Genomic DNA, 3,023 nt, shown 5'->3' on the forward strand with positions numbered 1-3,023 from the left:
ACCGGCTCCACGGCCGCGACGAGCCCGCCCGAGCGCACGAAGGCGTCGGCGGCGGCGAGGTCGGGCGCGAGGAAGCGGTCGGGGCCGGCGCCCTGCACGCCCGCGGCGCGCAGCGCGTCGACGGCGGCACGGGTGGCGGGCGCCGCCGTGAGGCCCGTGTCCGGACCGGTGCGCAGGTCGATCGCGCGCGTCGCCGCGTACAGCTCGACGGCCACGATCCGGGTGAGGTTGTCCACGGCGGTGCGCAGCTTGCGCGCGGCCGACCAGCCCATGGAGACGTGGTCCTCCTGCATGGCGGAGGAGGGGATCGAGTCCACCGAGGCCGGGTTCGCCAGCCGCTTCATCTCACTGACGAGTGCGGCCTGCGTGTACTGGGCGATCATCAGCCCGGAGTCAACGCCGGGGTCGTCGGCGAGGAAGGCCGGCAGCCCGTGCGAGCGGTTCTTGTCGAGCAGCCGGTCCGTGCGGCGCTCCGCGATGGACCCGAGGTCGGCGGCCGCGATGGCCAGGAAGTCCAGCACGTACGCGACGGGCGCGCCGTGGAAGTTGCCGTTCGACTCGACGCGTCCCCCGCCGGACTCGGTGCCCGGCTCGCCCCAGACGACCACCGGGTTGTCGACGGCGGCGGCGAGTTCGCGCTCCGCGACGGTGGCGGCGTACGCGAGGGTGTCGCGTCCGGCGCCCGCGACCTGCGGCGCGCAGCGCACCGAGTAGGCGTCCTGGACGCGCGGCGCCTCGTCCTCCTGGAAGTGCCCGGTGAGCCCCGAACCGGCGAGCACGCTCAGCATGTTGGCCGCGCTCGCGCCCTGCCCCGGGTGGGGGCGGATCGCGTGCAGCTCTGGGGCGAGGACACCCTTCGAGCCGAGCAGCGCCTCCAGAGTGAAGGCCGCCGTGATGTCGGCGGAGGTGTAGAGCCGGGCGAGGTCCGCCAGCGCCAGCACGAGCATGCCGAGCATGCCGTCGGTGCCGTTGAGGAGCGCGAGGCCCTCCTTCTCGCGCAGTTCCACGGGGGTGATGCCGTGCGCGGCGAGCAGTTCGCCGGCCGGGCGCACCGTCCCGTCGGGTCCCTCGGCCTCGCCCTCCCCCATGAGCGCGAGCGCGCAGTGGGACAGCGGGGCGAGGTCGCCCGAGCAGCCGAGGGAGCCGTACTCGTGGACGACGGGGGTGATGCCCGCGTTGAGCACGTCGGCCATGGTCCGCGCCACCTCCGGCCGTACGCCGGTGTGGCCGGAGGCCAGCGTCTTCAGCCGCAGGAACATCAGCGCGCGCACCACTTCGCGCTCGACGCGCGGGCCCATGCCGGCCGCGTGGCTGCGCACGATGTTGCGCTGGAGCTGGGCGCGCAGGTCCGGGCCGATGTGGCGGGTGGCGAGCGCGCCGAACCCGGTCGAGACTCCGTAGACCGGCTCCGGCTTCGCGGCCAGCGCGTCGACGACGGCGCGGGCGGCGGCGAGCGCGTCGAGCGCCCCGCTGTCGAGTTCCACACGGGCGCCCTCGCGGGCGACGGCGACGACGTCCTGCGCGGTGACGCCGGACGTTCCCACCACGACGGTATGCATATCCATATTCAGCAGCGTACGGATTGAATCGGAGTGTGTCACCGGGCGGGGTCTGGGCACGCCGCGCGCGCCCGGCCGGGGACGGGCGGGCGGGACCGTGCGGCTCACGAGACCCGGGCCCGAGCGGCCCCACGATCCCGGCTCCGCCCCGGGCCCGGAGTCCTACTCGCGCTCCGGTTCCGGTTCCGGCAGCGGCGGCCGTGCGTCGCGGAAGTGCCGGCGTGCGCCCTCCACGGCCCCGGAGTTGTCCGGCGCGGCGTCCGCGAGCCGGATGCTCATGCCGTCGCGGCCCGCGACCACGGGCACGGCCGACCGCTCGGCCTTCGCCCGGTACTGCGCCGCGTCCGCGAGCCGGAACAGCCGCCGCGCCGAGCGCACCTGGCCGATCGGGTCGGCGGTCGAGGCGATCCCGCAGGCGACGCCCTCGCCCAGGTCGAGCGCGCCGGCCCGCAGGCACAGCTCGTCCGCAACGACGATCACCTCGTCGGCGCCGGGGCCGACGGTGAGCAGGCAGAACTCGTCCCCGCCGAGTCGCGCGGCCAGCGCGCCCGGCAGCTTCGCCCCGCACACGGACAGCACGGTGCCGAATCGCTCCAGCAGCCGGTCGCCGACCGCGTGGCCGTGCGTGTCGTTGACCGCCTTGAGCCCGTTGAGGTCGCAGACGACGAGGCTGACCACGGTGCCGTCCCGGCGGTGGAGGGTGATCGCCTCGTCCAGCCGGGCGTCGACCGCCCGCCGGTTGGCGAGGCCGGTCAGCGGGTCCGTGAAGGCGAGCCTGCGCACCTCCTCCAGCCGTTCCGTCTGGGCGATGCCCGCGGCGACCACGGAGGCGATGACCGTGGCGAAGTCGGCGTCGTCCGCGTCGTAGACGGGCGCGCCGACGGGCCGGGCGACGTACAGCTCGCCCCAGGCCCGGCCGTGCAGGATGATCGGCGCGACCACGCAGCAGCCGCGCCCGCGCCGCCGCAGCGCGGCCACCCGCTGGTGGCGGTATCCGGGGTCCCCCGCGGCCGGGCCGACCGCGGTCTCGACCCAGGCGTTGGGGCCCCCGCCGCCCGCCCACTTCTCGTGCAGGAACTCCGCGATCTCGGGGAACTGATGCACCGGGTACGCCTCGTCCTGCGGGAACTCCTCCTCGCCCGGCACCCGCTCGCCCGCGTTGACGAGGACCCGGAGCCTGCCGAGGTCGCGCTCCCACACCGAGAGGGCGGCGAAGCTGCCGCCCAGGGCATCGCGGGCGCCCTCGGCGGCGGCCCGCCAGGACTCGTCCGGCGCGTGGGCCGCCGCCATGCCCTGCGCGAGCGCCACCATGCCACGCATTCGCACATCTACTCCCATATCCCCACCTTAGGGTGGTTCGGGAGGTTTCGATCACCCGGAGCGAAGGGCGACTACGCAGCGTGCGCGACGGCGGTTCCGGTGCCCGCGCGGCGGCCCGGCCCCCGTGGCCGGCGGGCGCCCGGC

At 75.7% G+C, this 3,023-nt stretch carries 2 protein-coding genes; both read right to left on the reverse strand.

Going from position 1 to position 3,023, the window contains the following annotated elements:
* Positions 1–1,559: histidine ammonia-lyase (gene hutH / locus L1885_RS26325; RefSeq protein WP_235799665.1), on the reverse strand; the 1,559-nt coding region annotated here is incomplete at its 3' end.
* 162 nt (positions 1,560–1,721) lie between these two features.
* On the reverse strand, positions 1,722–2,897 hold the full coding sequence (locus L1885_RS26330; protein ID WP_235799664.1) for a GGDEF domain-containing protein: 1,176 nt from the start codon (positions 2,895–2,897) through the stop codon (positions 1,722–1,724).
* Between the last annotated feature and the right edge of the window lie 126 nt (positions 2,898–3,023).

This window comes from Streptomyces fuscigenes (genome assembly GCF_021556455.1).
In the GTDB taxonomy this organism is placed as follows: domain Bacteria; phylum Actinomycetota; class Actinomycetes; order Streptomycetales; family Streptomycetaceae; genus Streptomyces; species Streptomyces fuscigenes.